At 32.6% G+C, this 21,846-nt stretch carries 12 protein-coding genes; 9 read left to right on the top strand and 3 right to left on the bottom strand.

Annotated features, from left to right (window positions below; genetic code table 11):
* The first annotated feature begins 384 nt into the window (after positions 1-384).
* From ACKTTV_RS07430 to ACKTTV_RS07390, 9 genes are read left to right on the top strand one after another with little or no spacing between them, the layout of a single operon-like run.
* Positions 385-1,467 (top strand): hypothetical protein, encoded by a 1,083-nt coding sequence (locus ACKTTV_RS07430; RefSeq protein WP_408030194.1) that lies wholly within the window; start codon positions 385-387, stop codon positions 1,465-1,467.
* A gap of 31 nt (positions 1,468-1,498) precedes the next feature.
* Positions 1,499-2,686, top strand: coding sequence for a hypothetical protein (locus tag ACKTTV_RS07425; protein ID WP_408030193.1), 1,188 nt, complete (start codon positions 1,499-1,501; stop codon positions 2,684-2,686).
* Positions 2,683-4,506 (top strand): hypothetical protein, encoded by a 1,824-nt coding sequence (locus tag ACKTTV_RS07420; protein WP_408030192.1) that lies wholly within the window; start codon positions 2,683-2,685, stop codon positions 4,504-4,506. Before ACKTTV_RS07425 ends, ACKTTV_RS07420 begins: the two co-directional genes overlap by 4 nt.
* Positions 4,507-4,541: 35 nt before the next feature.
* Positions 4,542-5,846: an SH3 domain-containing protein gene (locus ACKTTV_RS07415; protein WP_408030191.1), complete on the top strand. Its 1,305-nt coding sequence runs from the start codon at positions 4,542-4,544 to the stop codon at positions 5,844-5,846.
* Positions 5,839-8,817, top strand: coding sequence for a virulence factor SrfB (locus tag ACKTTV_RS07410; RefSeq protein ID WP_408030190.1), 2,979 nt, complete (start codon positions 5,839-5,841; stop codon positions 8,815-8,817). Before ACKTTV_RS07415 ends, ACKTTV_RS07410 begins: the two co-directional genes overlap by 8 nt.
* Positions 8,810-9,559, top strand: coding sequence for a hypothetical protein (locus ACKTTV_RS07405; RefSeq protein WP_408030189.1), 750 nt, complete (start codon positions 8,810-8,812; stop codon positions 9,557-9,559). Before ACKTTV_RS07410 ends, ACKTTV_RS07405 begins: the two co-directional genes overlap by 8 nt.
* Positions 9,559-12,423: a virulence factor SrfC family protein gene (locus ACKTTV_RS07400; protein WP_408030188.1), complete on the top strand. Its 2,865-nt coding sequence runs from the start codon at positions 9,559-9,561 to the stop codon at positions 12,421-12,423. The genes ACKTTV_RS07405 and ACKTTV_RS07400 overlap by 1 nt, the downstream gene beginning before the upstream one ends.
* 4 nt (positions 12,424-12,427) lie before the next feature.
* Positions 12,428-13,840 (top strand): S8 family peptidase, encoded by a 1,413-nt coding sequence (locus ACKTTV_RS07395; RefSeq protein WP_408030187.1) that lies wholly within the window; start codon positions 12,428-12,430, stop codon positions 13,838-13,840.
* A complete protein-coding gene (locus ACKTTV_RS07390; protein WP_408030186.1) occupies positions 13,837-15,750 on the top strand; it encodes a hypothetical protein in 1,914 nt (637 codons plus the stop codon). Before ACKTTV_RS07395 ends, ACKTTV_RS07390 begins: the two co-directional genes overlap by 4 nt.
* Before the next feature lie 163 nt (positions 15,751-15,913).
* Here the strand turns inward: ACKTTV_RS07390 and ACKTTV_RS07385 are convergent, their stop codons facing one another.
* From ACKTTV_RS07385 to ACKTTV_RS07375, 3 genes are all read right to left on the bottom strand, one after another.
* Positions 15,914-18,688, bottom strand: coding sequence for an outer membrane beta-barrel protein (locus ACKTTV_RS07385; protein WP_408030185.1), 2,775 nt, complete (start codon positions 18,686-18,688; stop codon positions 15,914-15,916).
* A gap of 176 nt (positions 18,689-18,864) precedes the next feature.
* On the bottom strand, positions 18,865-20,175 hold the full coding sequence (der, locus tag ACKTTV_RS07380; protein ID WP_408030184.1) for a ribosome biogenesis GTPase Der: 1,311 nt from the start codon (positions 20,173-20,175) through the stop codon (positions 18,865-18,867).
* A gap of 87 nt (positions 20,176-20,262) precedes the next feature.
* Positions 20,263-21,807 (bottom strand): choice-of-anchor I family protein, encoded by a 1,545-nt coding sequence (locus tag ACKTTV_RS07375; RefSeq protein ID WP_408030183.1) that lies wholly within the window; start codon positions 21,805-21,807, stop codon positions 20,263-20,265.
* Positions 21,808-21,846: the final 39 nt, after the last annotated feature.

The following is a 21,846-nucleotide window of genomic DNA, read 5'->3' as shown; positions in this document are numbered from 1 at the left end:
GCGTTAATCTTTAATAATTTTTATTAATGAAGCTTATTCTGCATGGAAAACTTATTCTGTGTGGAGTTAATTGAACTGAATATTTATTTTGAGATTAAATTGCTTTTTAAAAAGGGATATTGGTCTGTTTTTACAACTTTAAAAGAGCCAAATTTGCTATTAATTGTTTACTAAAATTTTTTAAGTTTTCTTATTAGTTTAAATGAAAAGCTTTATACAATTAAGCTTGTTTAATAATTGGAAAAGGATTCAAATTTAAGTTGTTAAGTAGGTGGAAAATTCATAGTGTTAGTAAGTTTTTAAGGAGGTAGTTAGTGGATAAAATAACAATAGGGGAGTACCTTTTGCAGCGATAACTTATAAATTAAAATTACTTACTCACGTATGGCAATAAATTACACAACACGAAATAACCCGAAAAAAACGGACGATAAACAAGAATTAGGTTTTAAAATTATATTTTTTGCCTTAAACTTTCTGCTAGTCCCGTTTAGCGTTTTAGCAACATATAAAGGATACAAAGGGTTTTTAGGAGAGTATTTAGCAATTGTACTTGCCGCAGCTACAGGATTACTGTTTTTTGGATTGAATCTAATAATCATGCAAAGAAGGCAAAAAGGAATGTCTCATACAAAACAGATATTTGGTTTTTTGTTGCCTTTACTAATCAGTTTTTTTGGAAATTTTGCCTATTTCTACGGAAATCAAATGGAAGGAACATTACTTAATAAAGATTTAACAGCGTATGAAACTACTTTGAGTAGAACTTATCAAGATGCTGTTTCAGAATTGACAAATGGTACAGGTTTGGATGAATTGGAAGCAAAGTTAAAGGCTGAATTAGAGCTTTTAAAAATTCAAATTGAGCAAAAACAATATGGTGGATGTGGAACTGAGTGTATAAAGAAGTGGAATGAAATTATACAACTTTTCCGTGATTATAACACCAAATACAATAATTCTCAAGTAACTAATCTAACGAAGGTTTACGTTAAAACGTATTCCAATTTTGAGTTAACCGCTCTTAACTATTTTAAAGGATTAAAAAGTACCAAAGAGAGCGAAATTAAGAGAAAAATAGGGCAATTAACACCGGTTTATGAGCCTTTAAAGATTGTTGCTGATTCATTGTTAAAACAAGAAAATAAAGTGCAACTTAAATCAGGAGGAGTAGATTTAATAAAAAAAATAAAAGGAGCGAACGATAATATTGGAGCTAAGGCAATGGGATTTTTAAAAGGAACAAACTATTCCTTTACTCCTTTAAATGAATACGAAGGTGTGAATGCTAAGAATATCAAATCTGTGTTGGAAAGTGCATTTATTAAAAAAGATAATACTTCTGCGACGGTATTTTCCATTATTCTAAGTTTGGTTATTGACTTGGCGACCTTAGGTTTTGTGTTTTTGGCTCTGTCTTACAATAAACAAAAAAGAAAAGCTAATACTGGACCGAAAGAATTATAAAATAATCTATAGATAACTAAAAACTTCCGTAATGGCTAAGCAAAAGAGAATACGATTATCGAAGAAGTCGATCGATGAAAAGGATTTTAGTTCGGAAACCAATAATCCATTTCAAGAAGAAAATAACGAGAAAAAATCAGGATTAGACAATAATGCGCCTGAGAATCTTATTGAAACTCATGAGGAATCAAACCCTTTTGGTTTTGAAGAAAGTAATAATTCAAAAGACGAACCAAATCCATTTAAAAGTGAAAGTAGTTCAGATTATGATTCAATGTTTGATTCCGATACAATTGAGGATGAGTTTACGGGGAGTAGCACAATGAATGAGTCTGCCGAAGAAAGTACTCATAATACAGGTCGCAATAGTATATTAGAAATTGATCCAGAAATGACCTACTTTTTTGTTTTTGGAAACTCTACAGCAGGAAAGTCTGCTATGCTTTCTGCGTTGTTGTATCATATGAAAACTTCAGGCTTGGGACAGTTACGATCGTTGAGTTTGGATGTAGATCACCACAGAAGAGGTGATTATATTTTAAATCAAATGATACGAAAAGTACGTAAAGGAGAATTTATAGGAGGAACAAAATTATTGGATACCGATTTTGAATTTCCAACAGAGATCAACCTTGAGTTTCAGCCAAACGGAAAACCATCGATGCCTTTTTGTTTGTTGGAAATGGCAGGAGAAGATTTAAAAGAAATAGAACTAAGAGATGAAGGGAAAATAGGAGGGAAGTTTGATGAGCGCATTGATGCCTATTTACATCATAAAGATTGTAACTTAAAATTTATTTGTGTAGTTGATGTGGATACGCCAGAAAACAGTGAAGATTTAATAGATCAATTTATCAATTACATTTATAAAATAGGAAGGCAAAACGATCCACTTTTATTAAGTATTAATAAATGGGATACCATCAAAGATCAATATGGCAGTGCAAAAGATTATATAAATAAGAAACTGCCCTTGTTAAAGAATCATTTGTTCGATGAAAATCGAGATATGAGCTATATGAAATTTTCGGTTGGAGATGTAGTAAAAGGAGGTGATTTGGAAAGCGATGATACTTACACTTTTAAGCAAGAGAAAGGAGCTGATAAATTACTGAATTGGATGTATTCAATTGCTGAAGGAATTTCATTAGAAGAACCAGAAAAAAAATCCCCTTTTGAATCGATGATTTCAGGGATTAAAAAACTTTTTTCGTCATGAGTGCTATTGGATATGCAGTTTTTGGAACTCCTAAAGGGGTTACATTAGTGTCAAACGGACTTTTTAAGGAGTTATCGTTGGAAAAATCATTGTATTTAAACAATTCACATGTCATACTAAAACAGGTAGGAGAAACCGTACTTTTATTCAGAAGATTGCCATCGAATCTGCAAAAACCGAATCATAGGGATGTTATTATTATTGGTTTGTATGAATTTGCATTACAACACGGGGAAAACAGACCTGGTGCTTTTGTAGGAAGTGCCATCTGTTTTAAAGATAAAGTACCCAACGCCGAAAAGATGATTTCTGGGTTAAAATACTTGTTTTCAAAAGTAAAAGAGCAAGTAGATGAAAACAACCGTTTTAAGAGTATTGATAGCAGTGGATGGAACATTAAATTACCAGATTCAACAAAAGAATTTGGAATGTTTGAAAAGAGTGCTATGATGTACCAACCGCTTTCGGATACTTCAATAAATTATACTATTAAAGTGAATAATTTGTTGAATGAAAGTCCATCAATATTCACGAATTTATGTTTAAATATTGCTTTTCACGATAGTAATCACTGCTATATCACACAATCAAAAGAGGTTTATGAGCAATTAATAACGAAGAGAATGACCCCTGTGGAAGTAGGGCGTTTATTCGACTATAAAACACACAGAGAGTATTACCTTCACCAGATAAACCAACAAACTCAAAAATTAGAAAGTGCCCGAAGAGATACGGAAGTATTAAGGACAAAAGAAAGAAATCTTGAAACTAGCATCAAAAAGATGTCTACGGAAAAAGGGGGATTAGAAAGAGAAATAGCGCAACTACATGCCAAAAGAAGACAAGCGAGTAATGATACCAATATTGCTGAAAAAACACTGATTACCAAAAAGGATGAATTGAGGAAAGTAAGTTTAAATTTAACTACCAAGAAGAATGAATTGAGTAAAGCTGAAAAATCCATAAAAGATACGCTACCAGAGAATCAAAGAAGAATACAAAAGGAAAATGAAGCCTATAAAAAAAGGACAGAACCGATACTAGAAAAAGGAGCTAGTGTTATAAAATCTTTGAAAAAAGCCACTTCTGAAACTTTGGAGAAAGATGAGGTAGTTATTATTGAAGAGTATTTTGAGAAATTACCGAGAAACAAAAAAAGAACCCGTCGTTTGCTAAAAATGATGTTGCTGGCATTAGCTATCCTTTTGGCGGCTATTCTTATGATTATCCCTTATGGAATATCCCTATTGGGAGAGAGAGAAGAGAAAGCGGAACAAATACATAAAGACGATTTAGCATTTAAAAAGGAAATTGATAGTATTTTGAAAAGTAAAGATTTATTAATCAAAGTAGCGCTTTATAAAAAGGATGGAGTGTCTAAAGATGCGTCAAAATTTAAAGAGGTAAGCAAACACTTACTGGCTAATTTTTCTGAAGGAAGGTACAAGAAGGATTCTGATGAACACACATTTATTACTCAATATGATTGGGAGTTTTGGGAGTTTGACTATACAAATAAAGACCTAGCTGAAAAAATTACAACAACTAAACCGACTTTTTATGTAGCAATTAACAAAGAATTAAAACCATTAAAAGTTCAGGCTAATTTTAAATGGAAAGGTAAAGAAAAAATATCTGAGCTATTAGCTACATACATGTATAAAAACAAGAATGATATTTATGAACATTTGAAATCAGAGGTGCTAACTGACACTACACAAATGGAAAAGCATTTTCTATGGCTTATAGAACAATGCAATGGCTCCATTGATACGCTAGAAAGTGGACAGTCTTTAAAACTACCATTTTTTAAAAAATAGAAAGGATAAGAATTTAAGTTAAAAAGAAAAAAGAAATGGGGGAAATCGGATATGCAATATTTAGGATAACCGATGATTTGATGTTAGACTCAAGCGATATGTTCGATGAGTTCAAATTAGAAGATGAGTTAATACCCGACTCATCATTACTTGATTTGAAGTCCGGAGAACGTTTGATTTTTTTTAAAAGAATCAAGGCTGATGGAGGCAGGTTTAATAGTAAAAGAAACGGATATTTAATCGTGCTTTTGGAAAACATTTCGCAGGAGGATGGTCAAATCATTATTGGAAGTGCTGTCTGTTATAAAAACTACGGTGTTTACGAGCAAAAAGTCATAGCTAAGTTATTTTTACTATTAAAAGATTTAAAGAAGAATTTTGATTTTAAGACTCCTGAGAAGAATATGCATTTAGATGTTCTTTTACCAGGGAAACTCCATTCTCAAAATGTATTTCGAGAAACCAAACTGGTTTATAAAGGACATCGAAATTACAAAAACCAGTACAATACGTTACCTATTGAGCAAAAAGACATTCCTCACTATTTACATCTTTTTTGTACTCATGAAAAAATGAGCGATATAGGTTGTTTATTATTCAATGTTACACATTCCAATCGTGTGATAGCCCAATTGAAGGATACAAATTTCTCTGGTATCAATATGCATTTACAATATGACTCAAAAGATATTGACAAGCTAAATCAAGTTTTATCGAAGAAGAATGAACAACTGCAATCAAGGAATAAGAGAATAACAAGAAGAAATCAAATTATAAGTACAATCGCTATACTGTTTTGTTTGTCTTCCATTTTTATGTACATAAACTCTGAAGAAACACCAAATAAAGAGAAAGAGATTTATCCCATAGAAAGGTATTTCTATGTGAACAATAAACATCATCATGTTAATGTACGAAGTATACCTGCTAACAAAGAGGAGGAAACCATACAATCCACACTTTCAGATGGAGATAAAGTAGAGGTGATAGGTGTTGATAAAAACTCACTTTGGCTTAAAATTAAGTACAACAACCAAAATGAAGAAGGCTATATATCTAACAGATATGTAACCAAGGAAATGGCAAAACACCGTTTGCGAAGTGTTCAGAAAACGGCCTATATAAAACAAAACGCTTACCTGTTCAATTTACCTAAATTCAACTCCGATAAATTGACTTCACTATCTAAAGGAAATACAATTTTTATTAAAAATCAAGAACTTAAAAATAATGACTGGTATAGTGTGAGAGTTGATCAAGGTAATAAAACCTATAACGGTTATTTAAACAGCATACACTTTAGTTATAACAAACCAATGAAATATCAAGTATATGATTGAGTTAATTCAAAATACAGGAATTCAATTTATCGAAATACCACTAAGTATAAACGATGATGATAACTTAAGCAGTGAAAAAAGCTTTGCGGAAGAAATTATCTATGACGATGAAGGAAGAGAAGAGTCTGGTTCCATACTTTTTCCATACAAATGGAATGATCGTTATATCGATTTTGACTCCATTAATGCTGAAGCTATTGACAATGATGGAGAGGTGATTGCTGAAGAAATTCGTGAAGATTTTGTAAAGTTTATTGATAAAAAAAATATTTACAAAATCAGGGGAAGAGAATCGCTTGATATTTATGCAGGGCACTGGATTCCGATTCCTTATTTCAGAACTAGAAACGATAAATCAAAACCTTTTCATGCTGGCCCACAAAACTGGTGTCGTATGTGGTTTGGTGAGGTCGATCTAGAAACAAAAAAGAAGGAAAACTGTACCCATAAAGTAGTCTTGGCATTTGATACGAATACAGCAAGTGAAGAGCAGAACGATTATCTAAAACCAAATGAATCTGATGCCACACCATTGGGCAATGTTCGCTTTAAATGTGTTATTAAGGAACGCTTTTTTAGCTCCTTTTACAGTAGAGAAGATATTGATATTTGGTTATCGAATATCTACGATTTAAAGGACTCCAGAGGCAAATATTATTTCCGACATTTTGCTAATTATTTTGTGTTACTCGATATCATTAACAAAGTAAATGGATTTCCTGAAATTGCGTTTTTAACTGGAGAACGAAGCATTGAAACGGGGTTAGTATTGGATATTGGAAATGCAAGAACTTGTGGGTTAGTTGTTGAAACAACGTCACTACAACCAAATAGTCGATTTGATTTTACAACGGCACGAAAAATACAAATTCGAGACTTATCACAGCCACATAAGGTGTATGAAGATCCATTTGAAATGCAAGTGGCTTTTGCAGAAGAAAAGTTTGGAAATGAAGCTAGTGATTTTTTTAGCGATGTTTTTCAATGGCCTAGTTTATTACGAGTAGGAAAAGAGGCAACTCGATTGACGTCGATTTTTGAAAGTGAGGACTCGCAAGCGACTATGAGTAGTCCCAAAAGATATTTATGGGATTATGAGCCAACTAGTATTCCTTGGATTAAAGTAGATAAAGATGGTTATGCAGGGTATGCGCAAACTAAGAACCTTAAAAAGGCGGCACTTTTTGGTATATCGGAATACTTGAACTCGGATGGAACTATTAACACTGATCATTTTCCTGCAACGACAAGTAATTACTCCAGAAGTTCTTTGATGACTATGGGATTGGTTGAAATAATTTTTCAGGTTTTATCGCAGATCAATCATCATGAGTTCAGAAAGAACATGGGGAACTCTTCTTTCCGAAGAATTTTAAAAAATATTGTCATTACCTGCCCGACCGCTATGACAATTCAAGAGCAGTTTTTTTTAAGGCAGTCTTTACAACATGCGGTAGATTTGGTGAAAAACTATGTTAATATTGGTTTGGCTTCGACGGTTGATATTTATCCTAGAGAAAATACGCTTGATTTTGATGATTTTGGAAATGAAACTCATTGGAAATTTGACGAAGCTACCGCATCGCAGATTACCTATTTATATAGTGAACTTATCGATAAATTTAAAGGGAAACACCCCTTGTTTTTTAAGTATAAAGGAAAGAAAAGAGAGGTTAGTGAGTATGAAAACAAGGAAACCATTACCATAGCAAGTGTTGATATTGGAGGAGGAACAACGGATTTAATGATTTGTAATTATCAATATGATGATGAATCGGAAATACCATCGCTAAAACCTACTCCTATTTTTTGGGAAGGTTTTAATATTGCAGGGGACGATATTGTAAAAAGAATTATAGAATTTGTTTTTATTCCAAGTATTGAAAGTCACCTTAAAGAAGCTGGGGGTATTAAGATTATAGAAACTTTGAACTACCTTTTTGGCTATAATATGGGCAATATGCCTGCTTCTCATAAAATATATAGAAAGCAGTTCGCTAATCAAATAGCTACGTATTGTGCTTATACTGCCATTGATCATGTTACTAATAACGAATCCAATCGAAAGAAAACATTGCGAGAAGTATTTCAAAATTATTCAAAACCAAAGAACAACCTAATCCCGTATATTGAAAGCATTGTAAAAAATAGGTGTCAGTTGGAGACGTTCGATTTGATGGATGTTGTAATTGATTTTGACTCGCATCATATCAATTATGCTATTAGCGACGTGATTAAACCTGTTATTCTACAACTAACTAAACTCATTGCTGTTTTTGATTGCGACCTTTTGTTGCTCTCTGGAAAACCAAGTAATTTAGGCATTGTTCGAGAGCTATTTGAAAAATCATTAGTACTGAGTCCTGATAAAATAGTGAACTTTGGAAACTACAAATTTGGTGATTGGTATCCGTTTGCCAATTTTGGAGAAGTAAAAGACCCCAAAACTACAGTATGTGTTGGTGCGTTGATTGCTTTTTTAAGTACGATTAATAAGCTCGATGGATTCACCATTGACCTTAAACAACTGGCAAACATTCAATCAACAGCAAATTATTTAGGTGTACTAGGAACTAATTTTACAGCGATTAAAAATGAAAAGATCATCTTTCGTAAAAATGGTTTTGAAGGAGCGTTTAAATTTTTCGGAACTCCTATAGCCATTGGAATGCGACAATTGTCAGCAGAAGAATGGATTTCAACACCAATGTATGTGTTTGGGTTTAAAGATGACCATCATAAACAACTCTTCTCTAAAGAGGAATATCAATACCCATTTACTGTAAAAATTAGAAGAAGTGAAGAAAATATAGAAGAACTTCTTACCGAAGAAATTGAAATTATCGATAAAAACGGATTAGAAGTAGATGCCGCAGGGTATTTTAATCTACTCTTCAAAACCCTTCCTGACCATCAGGAATACTGGAAAGACAGTGGTTCATTTTTATTAAAAAACTATTCCGATGAGTAAAACAAGAATTAAATTGAAAGGAGGTGCTTTTGCTCCAAAAGACAATACTGAAAAACAACCTAATAAGGATGTGAACGAAGCACAAGAGGTTGTTGAAATAAATACCATCGACTACTTCTTGCAAAAGGATAGAGCAGATTTTACGGAGCAGGATATTTATGACTTTAAAGAAGTTTATCAGAAATATTTGAGAGATGTTTATGAAAAAACACAGAAAATTAATGAGAAGTTATTCAGTTTTTGTAGTGCAAAAGACCTGAAAAAAAATAAAGAAAATGGAAATACTAATACACAAATCCAAGAAAAAAGTATAAGGATTGTTCTTCCTGAAAAGTTTAGGGAACTCAATAGGCTAGCCGAAGAGGTGAAGAATGATTATGGTGAAAAAGGAACGTCATTCTTAAAAATATTGAACACCTCTCTTTTAGAGTTAGATATTGCGTTAACCAATCCACCTGTGAGTATTGATAGTTTTTATAATATGATGAGTAAGATGTTAGAAAACTTGCAAGCATATAATTTGCCACAGCAAAAGTATTTTTACAGAACTATTGCAGATGCTGTCAATCCTTTTTTTGCGGATCATTTTTTTGTGTCTCCAGAAGACGGACATTTTGTAGACATCAACCTTCATAAAATAGTAGAAGGTAAAGGGCAAAGAATTGAGCGGGGGTTGAGCTATATATTATTAGATAAAAATAGTAATCAGGTAATAAAATTTGGAAAGGTAAAAACTATTTGATGATGAGAGACTTTAATGAACAATACAATCAATTAGCAATTAAAGCCGAAAAAGCAGTGGCTCTTTTAGAAAAAGCAGCACAATGGATGCAACAATACAGTGATGCGGTTACCAAAGATTCGAAAGGTAAACTTTTAAATAAAAATAAAAGGAGTTTTCAAAGGATTATCAAAGCCACTGAAAAGAGACCTTCAATTGCTATTTTTGGTCAAAGTCAAGTAGGGAAATCTTTTCTTGTGAGAAGTCTAGCCAAATCACCAAAGACCTTAAAATTGGAAATTGTCGATTCTGTTTCAGAAGAAAGAATTGATTTCTTACAAAAAATAAATCCTCCTGGAGGAAGAGAATCTACAGGAATTGTGACACGATTTTCTGCAAGCAAACCAAAACTGATAAACGAAGCTTATCCGTATAAACTAGAATTATTAAGCCAGTTAGATGTGGCGGCCATTATTATCAATGGATATGTTGAGGATATTGAAGAATATATTAAAGACACTGATAAGGAAGAAATTGTTTCGAAGGTAGAAACTATAAAATCGGAAGTTACTAATGTGTCAGAATTGGGAGTTTCAGAGGATGAAATATATGATTTCAATGAGTACTTAATAACCAATTATAAAGACCATCACCTTATCAAATTATGTAAAAGCATTGATTTTTTTGGAGACTTGGTAGCATTACTTCCAAAACTTCCTTACCATCGCAGATGGGAATTGTTACACTATTTATGGGGAGAGAATGAGTTCTTAACACTTCTTTTTAACCAAATAAGTAAAACACTGTATCAAATTGATTTTTCCAAGGAAGTATATACCACGAGTAAAGCAATTATCAATGGAAAAAAAGACCCTAGATTCAGTGATACAACCAATATTTTAGATGTTGAGCGCGTTAAAGAAATGTTTTTAGAGCCCTCCTTAGAAAAACTAAGCATTTGCAATGCCAATGGAGCTATTTCCAAGGTTGCAATCAGTGAATTGGCATCACTAATTAAGGAGTTACATTTTGAAATTCCTAAAGATTTTGACAATAGCATCGCAACCGAATTTATCAACTATACTGATCTGTTAGATTTTCCGGGTAGTAAAAGCCGTGAAAAAACACCTGAATCTGTATTTAATAATAATAAAGAAAAAGAAAAGCTTTCCGTTTTTGTAAGAGGTAAAGTATCGTATTTATTTTATTTATATAACAGAGATATTGGTATTTCTACTTTGTTATACTGTATGGATAATGAGCCACCGTTGGTGTCAGAATCTCCAAAGTTATTAGATCAATGGATTAATCGCTATATAGGTAACAATCCCGAATCTAGAAAGGCAAATCAACAAAAAGTACTTTCACTTTTAAAAACCAAAGGGGTTGATGTTCAGGTGAGTCATCTTTCACCGCTTTTAGTGGCCATGACTAAGTTTAATGTAGAATTAAGTGGTAAAGGAGGGGCTGAAGTTTTGAACGATCCGGAATCTCATAATTCAAAATGGCATGCTAGATTTCAAGAGAATTTTAGCACCTATATGAGTAAACCTGTACAGGATAAATGGACAGAGAATTGGTTGGGAACATCGGACAGTTTTAAATTTATATTTCCGATTAGAGATCCAGGGTTTTCAGGGACATTTTTTCAAGGTTTTGAACCTGTATTCCAAAAAGAAGAGCGTGTCAGACCTGAAAAAGAAGGTTTATTAAAAGATATGGAGTCCTCGTTTTTAAACTCTTCTGTTGTTGATAAATTTATATTTGAGAAAAAAGAAATATGGGAAGAGTTATTAACTCCAAATAAAACAGGGATTAACTATCTCTGTAAATATTTAGCTCCTTCTTCACATCCAATTAATATGCTTAGTCAACTTCAAAATATGTTAGCGGAAGCTATTAAAAGTACTCACCATATTTTAGAAGATGAGCATTCATCAGGAGATATGGATAAAGAATTAAGAGAAGCTAAAATCAAGGGGGCAAAAGCATTTACGGCGCTGTTGAATCTGAGTAATAATTTTGACAGCCCATTGAGTAGTTATTTAACCCAAATTGTAACTTCTGAAAACGAAATATGGCGATTGTTGTATGAATTCAAGTTTAATAATCAGGAAGGAGACGTTCAAAAACAAATGGACTATTCTGAAATCAGATCTTTTTTTATTAACCTAGGTATTGACCCTAATGGAAAATCAACCGAAGAAGTAAAAGAAGCTTTGTTAGATTTTTATGAGGTAAATGAAGATGATTTGAACGAAATTTTAAAAAGTCAAATCGGAGTTACTGTAAATGAACTTTTATCAAACGATTCAAAAGGAAAATCCTCTAGTGAAATTTTTGCCGATATTGTATTAAGTCACTGGTCTGATAAACTATCTTCTATCGATTTTAGCAATACTTCAAAATTAAGCACAAGCAATGGAGCCGATAATAATATTATTTTTAATTCCATCTTTATAGAAATACTCAAAAGTAAATCGCACTATTTAATTAAAGAAAAGATTAAAGAAATTATTGATCTAGAGTTAAAAGATGGAATCACTAAAGAGAAATTCAATCTAATTTCAAGTTGTATTACCAGTATTTTAAATCGTTATGTTTTTTCAGCTACATGGCTGTTTAGAGAAGAGAATAATAAACCAAAGTTAAGAAATACGGACAAAGCAATTTTTGCTGTTACAGAGACTTTAAAGGGTAGAGATGCCATTGATGAAGTAGTTTTAGAGAACTCATCGAAAAACTATATTTCAGAATTTTCGTTAGGAGTGAAAGAGTTGTTCAAGGAAAATGTAAAAGATAAATATGGAATTGATAACAACTTTAACACCAAAGCGAATGAGGAAATAGGGAATTTAATTGCTGCTATTAACGCTATAGAATAATGTTATGAGTAAGAATGAATTTGAATTTGAAAAATTTGGAAAGTCCAATGCTATTTTGCCATATATTATAGCCGGATTGGCAATTCTTACCGTTGTTTTCCTGTTAAGGCATTGCAATTCACCTAAAGAATATTGGAATGCAGGAATCTCAGATGATAATTATCAAACCCCTATTTTTCCAGACAACCCCAATATGTTGCCGCCCATAGATACTACAAAAATTATCATACCAGATGATCCTTTGCAACGCCCTATTATTTCTAACCTTTTAAATGTTTATTTACAAGATACAACCAATTTAAAAAGTTTTGCAGATAAGGTGATCAACACCTATTCAAATGATTCTATTTTGGTGACCTATTTTGCGGAAGCGTATAAAAGAATTCAATTTCAAATTCCTACAGATCGAAGAGATACTTTAAAAACAAGGATAAAAAATGATTTTAAAGAAGCTAAGTTTGTTTGTTTTGAATCCATTCTTAAGAACTTTAAAACAAAAACGGATCCTGGTTTTAACGATCCAAATTTGCATTGGTTTTACAAGCAAATTGGGTTGTATGATGCTTGGAATACTACAAAAGGGGATTCTTCGGTTACCATAGCGGTTATTGACAATTCATTTGATGTCAACCATAAAGAGTTGGTAAATAGAATAACAGATCCTTGGAATGTGTTTGAGTATTCAAAAGATGTAAAAACCTATGGAAAATTAATACACGGCACTCATGTGGCAGGAACAGCAGTAGGCGAAATAGATAATGGTTTTGGGATTTCAGGTGTTGCACCTCAATGTAAGTTAATGCCCATACAAGTAGCTGATCGAAATGGAAGAATGTCTACCTCTTCTATTTTAGATGGAATTTTTTATGCATTAAAAAATAAAGCAAATGTGATCAATTTGTCTTTAGGTGTCGATTTATCACATTTGGTAGGGAATCTTAACGAGCAAGAACAAGAAGCCGTTGCAGGTTCTATTTATTTAGATGAAGCCGCTATGTGGAATGAGGTATATGAAATAGCCCAAAAAGAAAATGTAGTGATTGTTCAGGCAGCAGGAAATTCTTCTGTAGTTGCAGGCTTAGACCCAATGAAAAGATCGCATTTGATTATTGTTGTTGGGGCTACCAGTAGGCAACAAAAAATAGCAAGCTTTTCAAATTATGGAGATAAGGTAGATGTGTTTGCACCTGGTGTCGAGATTTACAGTAGTATTCCCAACCAACAGTTTAAAACTATGCAGGGCACTTCTATGGCTTCTCCAATAATTAGCGGTTGCGTGGGCTTAATAAAATCAATAGATTCTACAGCATCACCTCTAAAGATTAAGCAATTAATGATGGAAACAGGAATGAAAATTGAAGGCGATTATAGATTTATACAAATTGATGCATTGCTGAAAAAACTCAATTCGTTATGAATACAATAAAAACTTCTAGTTTAGGCGAGATTAAATCCGTGTTTAATGATACAAACAAAAACACACATTATTATAAAATTCTTCAAAAAGTATTAAATGGCAGAGGGTTGCGATTGGAATTTGCAAAACCGATTATTCAAGAAAGTAAGGGGCTTATTATTTGGCAAACAACTTTAGGTAAACCTTATTACAGATTTGATCAATTAGAAGCAGAAAAGAAAGCTTATGTAAGCAATCTCATTCAGAAATCACTAGTAACTATAGCACAAATACTTGATCAAAATACGAATCAAAGTATTTTTGATGATATTATTGAAATTGCCGGTGAACAAGCTGTTTTTTATACCATTGATTCGGAAAATAATATCAGTGTTGTTTTAACGGAATGGGGTTTTACAAAAGATGAACATATAAAAAGTGAAGGTGCTTTAAAGAAATTGTTTTCTACGTCAGTGTTAAAATCATTTATCATCAAATTTGTGTCGAATCTAGGAGAAGTTTTGAGCGATATACCATGTACTATTGTTGAAGAAAATTGTCAAAACGATTATGTGTCTGATGCGGACGGTGTGGTAAAATTAAATAGCCTTGAAAAAGGAAGCTCTGTAAAAGTGTTGAGTGCGAATGATAGTTTTGAAGAAGTGAATTTTGTGGTAGGTACACTTAATGAATATACCATTACTGTCAATAGAAATTTTGATTTGACTTTTCAATTTGTCAACAGTAATGATGAGGCCCTTGTTAACAACAATTTTACGTTTTCATCAAACTATTTTCCGAATAAAATCTTTACAACCGATTCCAATGGGGAGTACGTTGTAATCCACCCTGAAAAAGAGGACGTTTTTAAAATAGAATCGAAAGAAGGGGAGGAGTTACTTTTAGAAAAAATTCCTAATGATAATGAAAGGTATCGAATAGTTTTTGATCCTCCAATAGAACCAATTGTTGAAGAAGAAAAAGAAGTTTTACAAGAAATAGAGGATGATAAAATAGTGTTTGAGTTTTTAAATTGGAGAAGAAAACCAATCAAAAATCAAGCAATCGCTATTTATGGACTTAATGGAAAAACCAATTTTACTACGAATGAAGAAGGAATCGTAGAGGTATCTGAGTTAAAATCTAATATAGACTATTCTATATTTATGAATTACAAAGGAACCGATTGGAAGAAAGACTTTATTCATAAAGGAAAAAACAGGTATACTTTTATTGTAAAAATGAAAAAAGTTCTCTGGTGGTGGATTCCTTTTTTGATTTTTTTTTTGTTACTGTTATTAATTACAACTACGATTGATCATCAGTATACTGTTAAAGATTGGCACACGAAACAACCTATTGAAACGGCACATGTTTTATCTACGGAAGCTGGATATTATACTACTCAAGGATTTCCTCCTATGTTTACCGATAGTTTAGGTGAATTGTCTGTGGATTATGGTAAATTCTCAATTTATAGCCAGATTTTTAAAGGGTTAAATGCAAAAATTAGCGTTCGTAAATATGGATATCAAAGCTTGGATACAACCATCCCTTTAGGTTATTTTAAAACCCAAGAAAGTATTGTGTACCTGAATAAAATGAGAACCACTACTCCTGCTATTCCTAAACCTTCTCCTTGTGGGGGTGGAGAGAATTTTGATGAATCAGGAAGCAAAATAAAGCTCTTTGATCTAGGTAAAAGTAATAGGACATTTTTATTTGAATACTATAACGATACAGCGTTAGATTATATTTATATCTACTGTCAAGGTGGAAGTATTCGAAGCCCTTTGTTTAGCGTTACCACAACTACCGATACGGATTATTTCTCACATTCTACAGAAATTTTTGCCCCCTGTAGGTATATCGTTGTTGAGGTAATTGGTACTACCAATTGGGGGATTAAGGTTAACTGCCCTGAAGAATAATACGATACGAATTTTAGAATAAAAAGACAATTTTTTATTTTTTCATTGTTAATTAGTTTTAATTTTTTGCACCTCACAGATATTCGACACTTATGAGGTGTAATTTGTTAATTACTTAAGAATGTTTTGATATGCTGAGAGTAATTTTTATAATGTATTTATATTAAAAATAAAAATCATGATCTCTAATTTGACCCTTTTTACCTAAACTGTTAAACTTCCAACTGAAACCAAGCATAAAGTATTGCTGTAAAACGGTGCTTTCAGAATCTTCTATATAGTTTTGTGTAGCTCGTCTTCGAACATTATTATTCTGATTTAATAGATCATACGCTTTGAGAGTAATACTACCTTTATCTTTTAAAACTGAATATGAAAGAGTAGAGTTCCAGAACCAAGCAGATTTATTAAAGCCTATTACATCTGGGTTATAACTGTATCTGACATCATTGTTCCATTCTAGTTTTTTTAAGAACGTAGCTCTAGATCTGATATTCAAATTATGACGGGTAAAGTTTTGATTTGTAAAGTTATCTAAATCAAACGTTGTTTTTGAGAGACTAACAGTATATCTAGGCTCAATCATTAAAACTTTATTCCACTCAAGAGTAAAACCAATATTAGGAGAAATAGAAGTAGTTGTCGATTTGTACTTTACATCATTAAAAAAGTTAATATTTCTATTGCCATTTAAATTAACGCCAGTTCTGATATTAATGGTTGTAATTGTATCAATTTTGATCTTTTTACTATAAGAAGCTCCTCCCCATACATTGTAATAACCATCAACATTTTCGAAAGTGGTTGTTCTTTTGAAATTACTGTCAACAACACTTTTTGAAACAACTCTATTGTTCGTTAAATTTCCTCCTGAATAAAAATAAATCCCTGTTCTTTTTTGCCAATCGAATTTATTGAAACTTAGATATAAACTATGCCTTTCAGTTGGTTTCAGGAATGGATTACCTGTAACAATGTTTAGCGGATTACTTACATCTGAAAAAGGGTTTAATTGTCGTATGCTCGGAGCATCACTATCTAAATCATAGTTAATATAAATTCTAGCCTTAGAATCGAATCTATATCTAAAAGTAGAACTCATAATGAACGAACTGAAATCTTTTTTAAAGTTTAGTTCAGGTCTTAACTCATCTTCATTTTCTAAATTTCTGTTAAGTACCCCTGCGTTTATATTAAATCGAAACTTCTTTGATTTATAAGATATTCCAGCAGTAGGAGTTTTAGAAATATCATTTGAAGTAAAATTAGAACTTAGTTCAGTATTGAATAAATCGTATAAACCACTGGTATTGTTAAAGTCAAACGTGCTTTTAATATTTTCTCGCTCAAAATTTCTATAAGCATACTTAGCATCAAAAAATAACTTTTTTGAAATAATTGGATATCGATAGCTAATTCTTGTTTTTAAACTGGTTAAATTATTACTTTGATCACTAAATTGATTTCTTTCAATAACAGAAGGGTCTGTTCCAAAAGTTTCGGCTGTTGAAATAACATAATCTTCCGTATCAGATTTATCAATTTGATTTGTGATAGAAGCTTTTATGAATGAACCACCTCTACCAATTTTTTTTGTAATGTCAATGTCATTTTCAAAGTTTTTCGCTGTAGATGAAGACCTTGAATTTATATTGGATTGATTCATTAATACTCGATTTTCATCAAAAGTTTCTTCGTTGCTTCTATAGGTACCTTCTCTATCATTTAATACAAACCTAGGAGAAACATTTATTAAAAAAGTAGAATCGATTTCAATATCAAATTCAGCATTTATACTGTGGTTATCATTTTCATCGAAGGTAGAAGATGTATTGTTTGAAAAATAACGGCTATCAGGAAGAATATTTTCTCTACTGTTTTTTGAATCGTTATTAGAAGAACTTCCAGAATAGAAATAATTTAAGTTAACATCCAACCCCTTTTTATAGGTGTCTGCATAGGTCATCCCAGCGGTTTTCGATTTTATAATACCACTTCCACCACCGAAACTACGCCCATTAACATTGAATGATCCGTTACCATTAAACCATATATTTCCACCGCCACCGAACATTTTTCTAATTTCTCCAAAACTAAATCCTGGAGAATTAATATTGTTTGTGCTGGCGAGAACACTTATTCGTTGATCATTATCAAAACGATTCACCATAGCGGCTCCTTCGTATCTTTCATCGGTTCCAGCACCGGCAGAAACTCGACCAAACCAACCTTTATTATTTTCTTTTTTTATAGTAAGGTTTATAGTTTTATTCTCTCCATCACCGTTTTCACCGCTGAAAGCTTCAGATTTAGTTTTAGTGTCAGTAACTTGAATTTTTTCAATAATATCTTTAGATAAATTTTTAGTGGTAATGGTTGGGTCATTTCCGAAGAAAGGTTTCCCGTTTACCAAGATTTTATTTACGGGTTTACCATTTACAGTAATTTTTCCCTCTTCATCAACTTCAATTCCTGGTAGTTTTTTTAATAGATCTTCAACGTTCGCATCTTTTTTTGTTTTAAAGGATTTAACATTGAATTCCAAGGTGTCTTTTTTGATGGTTATTGGTGCAGTCGATTTTACAACAACTTCGCTTAAGAGATTATCATTTTCCTTAAGGTTAATAATACCAAGATTAAGGCTTCCTTTTTTTGATAAGTCTAACGTTTTGGAGAAGTTTTTCATTCCTACGAATGATACCAATAGTTTTAAGTCTTTATAAAAAGATTTTCCTTCCAGTGTGAAATTTCCTTTTTCATTTGAAATGGTGTATGATACCACTGAGCTATCTTTTACTCTTTCTAAATACACTGTAGCTGATTCAACAGCTGTTTTATCAGTATCAGTTTGTATTTTCCCAGATATATTGAACGGATATGACTGAGCAAAGGTGATTGCAGAGGTAAACATAGCGATAGCAATGAATATTTTTTTCATAGATCCCTCGTAAATATTTAATATTAGTTTTGTCCGACCTAAACAACGAAAGAAAATTTTAAATGTTTCAAAAAAGCAACAAAAAAATCTTATTACGAAAGTTGGTCTGTGTTTTTGTTTCCAGAACCAAAACTCGTAATAAGATTGTATATCTCTGAGTTAAAGATGTGTTAAAGTTATTTTTGTCTAAAATAAATACTAATTGGAACCCCAGTAAAGCTGTAGTGTTCACGTAATTTATTTTCGACAAAACGTCTGTAAGGATCTCTAATATACTGCGGCAAATTCGCGAAGAAAGCAAACTGAGGAGTTTGCGTTGGTAATTGCATACAGTATTTAATTTTTATAAACTTCCCTTTTGTTGCTGGGGGAGGATTTTGCTGAACAATATCTAACATTGTTTCGTTAAGCTTACTTGTAGGAATACGACGTTTTTTATTTTCGTATATCTCTACCGCAGTTTCAATAGCTTTGAAAATACGTTGCTTTGTTAAGGCTGAAATAAAAATTACAGGAACATCTGTGAATGGAGCAACCTTCTCTTTTATACGACGTTCAAAATCACGCATGGTATTCGTTTCTTTTTCAACCAAATCCCATTTGTTAACCAAAACCACAACACCTTTACGGTTTTTTTCAGCTAACCAAAATATTTTTTCATCCTGACCTTCGAATCCTCTGGTGGCATCAATAACTATAAGAGCAACATCACAGTGTTCAATGGCTCTTACGGCTCTCATTACCGAATAAAATTCAAGATCTTCCTTTACTTTCGATTTTTTTCTAATTCCAGCGGTGTCTACCAAGTTAAACTCAAATCCAAAACGATTGTATTTGGTGTCAATGGTATCACGTGTAGTACCCGCAATATTGGTAACTATATTTCTGTCTTCACCAATTAAAGCATTTATTAAAGAAGACTTTCCAGCATTTGGACGTCCTACAACGGCAAATCTCGGTAATTCATTATCCAAATCTTCGTCTTCTTCTGGATCAGGCATTTCTTCAACAATTGCATCCAATAGCTCTCCTGTTCCACTTCCGTTAATCGAAGAAATTGTATAATAGTCTCCTAAACCTAGGTTGTAGAATTCTACTGCATCTGCATGGCGCATGGCATTGTCAACTTTGTTTACAGCCATAAAAAGTGGCTTTTTTACCTGACGTAAAATTTTAGCCACGGCATCATCCATCGGAGTAATACCTTGCTCAACATCTACTACAAATAAAATGATATCAGCTTCTTCAATAGCAAGTTGAACTTGCTTTCTTATTTCTTCTTCAAAAATATCATCAGACCCAACAACATAACCTCCCGTATCTATCACAGAAAATTCTTTACCATTCCATTCTGATTTTCCATAGTGTCTATCTCTGGTAACACCACTCACAGAATCTACAATGGCTTCACGACGTTTTATTAAACGATTGAATAGTGTAGATTTTCCTACGTTAGGTCTTCCTACTATTGCTATAATATTACTCATTTTGCAAAGGTAGTGTTTCTGTAAAACAAAACAACTATTGAATCATAATCAATAGTTGTTTTATTATCAATATTTTCTGAAGTCCATTTATTTGGAATAGATGTTTAAAGTTGCATCGTCTGGTGCTTCATTTGAAACAATTAAAAGAGTTTTTCCGTTTGGGCTGTCTGCTGCATTTACAACAAGCAATCCTTCTGGTGAAGTATTTCTTAATCTTTGGACAAAAACAGGGTTGTACACATCACGAATATTATAGATTAAAACATCTCCACTTCTTTCCAAACCTATTACCGCATATATATTATCTCCTTCTGCAAAAGTAGTTACAGCTTCGGGCTCTGTACCTTTATCGTCTGATCTTCCTTCTGGATAGTTTCCAAACTCATATAAAGCTTTTATCGTAAATTCATTTCCAGAATCGAAAATTAAATTACCTGTAGTATTCCAAATAGAAAATGAGCGTCCTCCATATCCATAAATTTGATCGATATCTCCGTCATTGTCAGTATCACCATTCGCGGTTGTTACTTTTAAACGACCTAAGTTTTTCTTTTCTTGTAATTCGGCTGCATTAGGATATGCTGTTGGGTCTAAATTTAAATCATCACCTCTCTCTTCTTCTGAATATCCATCATAATCTCTGGCGTCTCCTTCATTCGCGGTTATAATATATCCTATACCATTTACTTCAAAATAATCAATAGCATCTGGTTGATAAAAACTCAAAACAGGCCAAGTATTTAAATTACCTGGAGTATCGTCTTTATCACTTAAATCGAAAAGAATTTCAGAATAGTCTTTTGTACCTAAAGGGTAAATATCAGTAATAACTTTCGAATCAATATCAAGTTTCGCAATACCATTATTCTCTTGTAGGGAAATAAACGCTGTTTTAGAATCTGATGAAACCGTAATATACTCAGGTTCTACATCAGTACTTAAATCAGCACCAGGACCAAAAACTCTGAATCCTTCAGCTTCCAAAGCGGCTTCCTGAGCATTAAAACTATCAAAGACAATTTGAGTAGCCGTTTTCGCTTCTACATCAATTAATGTTATAGAACCTTTTGGATCAATAGTGTAAGCATCATTCGGTTCACCTTCGTTGGCAGATAAAACATACTTTCCATCAGGAGTAAATGTTACCATGTCTGGTAAAGCTCCTGCGGCAATTTCAGCATATGGTGAGGTCAAGTTGTCGGTTTTGAAGATAACAACTTTTCCATTGTCTGTTTTTGTTGGAGCTTCAATGGCAATTGCTAAATATCCATTCTTACAGGCAACACTGTTAACATTCCCTCCGAAAGCGGTTATATCAATTGCAGTTTTAATTTGAGGCAAATTTACATCTGTAATATCAATTACTTCTACTTCTTTAGCTTCTGAGTTGGTAGAAAAAATAGTTTTTGTATTTGGATCAAAAGCAGATATTTCAGTAATTCCATCACCTAAAGCGACTTTAGCCGTAGTTGCAAAGTAGGTTATATCGTTTCCATCTATACCATCATTTCCGTTAGCACCGTCTGCTCCATCGATTCCATTTGTCCCATCAATTCCATCTTGACAGGAAGTAAAGTAAAATAAAGTTCCTAATAGAACTATCCCCCAATTTTTTACATTTTTAAAATTCATAATTCTGTTCGTTGATTAATTTGCTAAAAGTCAATTTTG

The organism is Tenacibaculum xiamenense (assembly GCF_964513065.1).
GTDB lineage: Bacteria > Bacteroidota > Bacteroidia > Flavobacteriales > Flavobacteriaceae > Polaribacter > Polaribacter xiamenense.
Note: the sequence above shows the minus strand (reverse complement) of the source record. Positions and strands in the feature narration are given on the sequence as shown.